This is a genomic window from uncultured Veillonella sp. (assembly GCF_905209685.1).
Classification (GTDB): domain Bacteria; phylum Bacillota; class Negativicutes; order Veillonellales; family Veillonellaceae; genus Veillonella.
In genome coordinates this window covers 1-4,225 of the sequence record NZ_CAJLUB010000137.1, presented here as the reverse complement: position 1 = coordinate 4,225, position 4,225 = coordinate 1, and the positions used below count along the sequence as shown (strand labels likewise).

6 protein-coding genes are annotated in these 4,225 nt (G+C 38.7%); 5 read left to right on the top strand and 1 reads right to left on the bottom strand.

The genetic code is table 11. The annotated features are described in order from the left end of the window. Positions 1–230: glutaredoxin (locus QZ055_RS08305; RefSeq protein ID WP_295826079.1), on the bottom strand; the 230-nt coding region annotated here is incomplete at its 3' end. A 194-nt stretch (positions 231–424) separates the two neighbouring features. On the opposite strand from QZ055_RS08305, the gene ilvB reads away from it, so the two are divergent. The 5 genes from ilvB to QZ055_RS08280 form a co-directional block, all read left to right on the top strand. Further along, a complete protein-coding gene (gene ilvB / locus QZ055_RS08300; RefSeq protein ID WP_295826073.1) occupies positions 425–2,152 on the top strand; it encodes a biosynthetic-type acetolactate synthase large subunit in 1,728 nt (575 codons plus the stop codon). 8 nt (positions 2,153–2,160) lie between these two features. Then, positions 2,161–2,673, top strand: a complete 513-nt coding sequence (ilvN, locus tag QZ055_RS08295) for an acetolactate synthase small subunit (RefSeq protein ID WP_060924047.1) — start codon at positions 2,161–2,163, stop codon at positions 2,671–2,673. A 163-nt stretch (positions 2,674–2,836) separates the two neighbouring features. Next, positions 2,837–3,424, top strand: a complete 588-nt coding sequence (locus tag QZ055_RS08290; protein ID WP_295826067.1) for a carbonic anhydrase — start codon at positions 2,837–2,839, stop codon at positions 3,422–3,424. A gap of 40 nt (positions 3,425–3,464) precedes the next feature. Continuing rightward, the gene (locus QZ055_RS08285; protein ID WP_295826063.1) at positions 3,465–3,932 is read left to right on the top strand and encodes a hypothetical protein; all 468 of its coding nucleotides are present in this window, start codon (positions 3,465–3,467) and stop codon (positions 3,930–3,932) included. Beyond that, positions 3,919–4,225 (top strand): fibronectin type III domain-containing protein (locus tag QZ055_RS08280; protein WP_295826061.1); only part of this gene is annotated, 307 nt, incomplete at its 3' end. The genes QZ055_RS08285 and QZ055_RS08280, both read left to right, overlap by 14 nt.

Here is a 4,225-nt window from a genome sequence, read left to right as displayed (position 1 = left end):
TCATAGCTTTCACCAGGTTGAGCCTCGTATTGTTTGTCGAGGTCGAACCACAAGTTTGGATAGTATTCATAAGGATGAGTTTTGAAGAGTTCATGTGCATCTTGATCTTCAACCCAGTTGATATGAATGTCTGCATATGCAGGGTTTTCTGCAACGAGTTCATCGATAGCACGGAATGCGTTTGCACAATAAGGGCAACCGTTTAAGTGGAAACCTAAGATTTCTTTCATGATTTTACAGTCCTTTCCAGACATAATTAACATATATTTCTATAAATTTGAGATTTAATACATACTCATGTACCACAACATGTGGTACACTACTGAGTATAACACATCTATATAAGATATTCAATTTTTTAGATATACAAAATGAGAATATTGAGAACAGAATATGCATGTTTTACATAGATAAGGAGGCACCTATGATTTCAGGCGCAGCATATGTGGTAAAAGCCCTTCAAGAGGAGCAGGTAGATATCCTATTCAACTATCCTGGGGCGGCCACTATCGATATCATGGATGAATTATATAAGCAGGACAAGGTAAAAGTAATTTTGCCACGTCATGAGCAAGCATTGGCTCATGCAGCAGACGGTTATGCTCGTAGTACAGGTAAAGTAGGGGTATGTATGGTAACCTCTGGACCGGGTGCTACCAATCTTGTAACAGGTATTGCTACAGCTTATTCTGACAGTGTTCCTCTCGTATGTATTACGGGCCAAGTTGACCTAGGGCTTATGGGTAACGATGCATTCCAAGAGGTGGATACTGTTGGTATCGTTCGGAATGTTTGTAAATATGCTGTTACTGTTCGTGACCGTAAAGAGCTGGGCCGTATTTTGAAAGAAGCCTTTTATATTGCTCGTACAGGCCGTCCTGGTCCTGTGCTAGTTGATATTCCTAAAAATATTCAAAAGGCTATGGGCTCCGATGAGTATCCTACAGAGGTTAATATTCGTGGCTATAAACCAAATACAACAGTTCACGTAGGCCAAGTTAAAAAGGCGTGCTCCATTATCAGCAAGGCTAAACGACCTCTATTCCTATTAGGTGGCGGCGTTAGCATTAGTGGTGCTAACGATCTTATGATGCAGCTAGTGGAGAAAACAGGCATTCCTGTTGTAACTACATTGATGGGGAAAGGTGCCATCGATAGTCGTCATCCTTTATACCTTGGCAATATTGGTATTCATGGTGGCTATGCTCCGAATGTGGCTCTTACGGATTGCGATGTTATGATTTCCATTGGTACCCGCTTTAACGACCGTATTACAGGCAAGTTAAGTACCTTTGCACAAAATTGTAAGATTATCCATATCGACGTGGATGCAGCATCTATTTCTAAGAATATTAAGGTAGATATTCCAATCGTAGCAGATGCTAAATTGGCCATTGAAAAACTATTGGAATATATTGAACCTCATGATCTTGGTGAGTGGACTGAGCAATTACAACAGCTTAAGGCGGAACGTCCTGTTACACAAGCGGATGAGGTAGGCTTAACACCTCAAATAGTTATTGACTACATCAATAATCACTATGCACGCCCTATTGTTGCTACTGATGTAGGACAAAACCAATTATGGACCACACAATTCCTTGAACTTAAAGGACAACATCAAATGTTGACCTCTGGTGGCCTTGGCACGATGGGTTATGGGTTCCCAGCTGCCTTAGGTGCTCAAATCGGCAACCCTGATAAACGTGTATTTGCTATCTGTGGTGATGGTGGCGTACAAATGAATATCCAAGAATTTGCTACGGCTATGCACTATCGCTTACCTGTAACACTTATTATTTTGAATAATGGCTTCCTTGGTAACGTACGCCAATGGCAACAATTGTTCTACGATAAACGATATGCGTGTACAAATTTATTGATGGATGAAAGCTCCATTGTGACACGTGAGATGATTGATAATGATGAATTTGAATACGTACCGGACTTTGTAAAATTGGCAGAAGCTTATGGTGCAAAGGCAATGCGCATTACTAAGGTAGAGGATATCGAAAAAGGATTCCAATTGGCGGATACTTTCAAAAATGGACCAACCTTACTTGAATTCATTATTCCTACAGAACTTAATGTATTGCCAATGGTACCAGCAGGTAAGTCCTTAAGCGATATGTTATTAAAGGATAAAAAATAGGAGGGGCTATGGAATTACATATGGAAAAACGCTGTATTTCAGCGTATGTAGAAAACCAAATCGGTGTATTGGCTAAAATTTCAGGCCTCTTCGCAGGTAAAAACTATAATCTTGATACATTGACTGTAGGGGAAACGGAAGATCCTACTATGTCTCGTATGACAATTGAGCTCACATGCGATGATTTGACATACGAACAAATTATTAAACAACTCAATCGCAGTGTAGAGGTTATTAAGGTTATCGACTTTACGGATATGCCGATTACGAAAAAAGAATTACTATTTATCAAGGTTAATAGCTGTAAAGAAGCGGATAAGCAAGAAATCTTCCGCATTGCCCAAACCTTTGATTTATTAGTTGTGGATTACAATCGTAAGTCTGTTCTCGTACAATGTGTTAAAACAGTATCTAAAAATAATGACATGATTGCACTATTTAAAGATATGTTCGTCAACCGCATTGAAGTCGTGCGCGGTGGTAGCGTTGCTATTGAAGCGTTATCTACACCAGATAGATAAGGTGTAGCTGCAGCTATTATAAATCTATTTTAGAGAATAATAGCGTTAAGCTTGCTAGTGATTTAAAACGTGTACAACTCGATATGATATAATATTTATATCGACCATTATTAATATAGAGACCTTGGTTGTATGCCAAGGTCTTTTTTATATAGGAGGTACTATGAGTTTATTAGAAGATATTTTAGCCCATAATCGTGAATATGTAGAAGATCAAAATACAGGTTACGTAGAAACAGATACAAAGTGCAGTAAAATGCCAAGTCGTGAAATGGCTATTGTTACGTGTATGGATACGCGCCTTGTAAACTTCTTAGAAGATTCTATGGATATTGGCCGTGGTGAAGCGAAAATCGTAAAGACTGCTGGTAACTGTATTACAGGTCCTTTTGATGGCATTGTACGTAGCTTACTCGTTTGTATCTATGAACTAGGCGTTAACGAAATCTTTATCATTGGTCACCATGAATGTGGTATGGCTAAAACTACAGCGAAAGATTTAACAGAAAAAATGTTAGCTCGTGGCATTGCGCCAGAAGCAATCCATATGGTACGAAAAGAAATGGAACGCTGGGCTGATGGTTTTACACATCCTGCAGAAAATGTAGAAGAAACAGTAGACGAATTGCGTATGAACCCGTTAATTCCTAAAGATGTGCCTGTTCATGGCCTTATTTTCCATCCTAGAACAGGTGAAATCGAAGTCATCGTTAATGGCTATACACAAATGAAACAATACTACGAAAAATAATAGGTAAATAATTTAATAGAGGTATTGTGAATTGAGCAATATGGATAGACTAGATACATTTGAGGTAGCGTGTAAACATTTTCTCGGAGACTTTTCAAAATTTAAAGATCTTATTTCCACCGAAGTTCAATCATTGGATGGGCTAGAATGGTCTTTGGATAAAGGTTCTACTAAGGTTTGTAGTACTGGTGAAAAGGGCTTAAAAAAACGCTGCAAAGTTGGCATAAAATATAGTTTACTAGTTGAGCTATCTCAAGCTGATGCAGAAACTATTTGGAATGAATTTAGTCGATTTTGGGGTGACACTACTTTAAATCAGGTTGAAAGAGTATGTAGTAATGAAGAACTGGGGCGCTATCAATTTATAGCTAATAACTCTATAGGTGATGAGCTTACCTGTGATATCTATTTACCTAATGAATGGAATATACCGCAATTAAATATGTTGGGATGTATTTCTGCTAGATATAGAAACGTAGATGTTCAAGAATTTTATGAGAAGAAATAGATTAGTAAAAATGACTGTAGCTATTGTAGCGCTAGCTGCTTTAGTTACTGGAGGCTATGTATATAAGGATGCCATACAGAGTCGTATAGCTCGGACTGCGGCTGTCGTAAGTGGCCAAGAGATTAAACCGCTTCTTGATTCTGAAGGCCGTTATATTCGACAAATTGTCGCTCAAGATAATAGCACAAGCCGTACCATTATGTGGCAATCAGATAGCAGCGAAGCTGATGCGGTAATAGAGTATCGTCTAGCAGGTTCTGAAAATACTCAAACGATAGGGGCAACGGATAAAG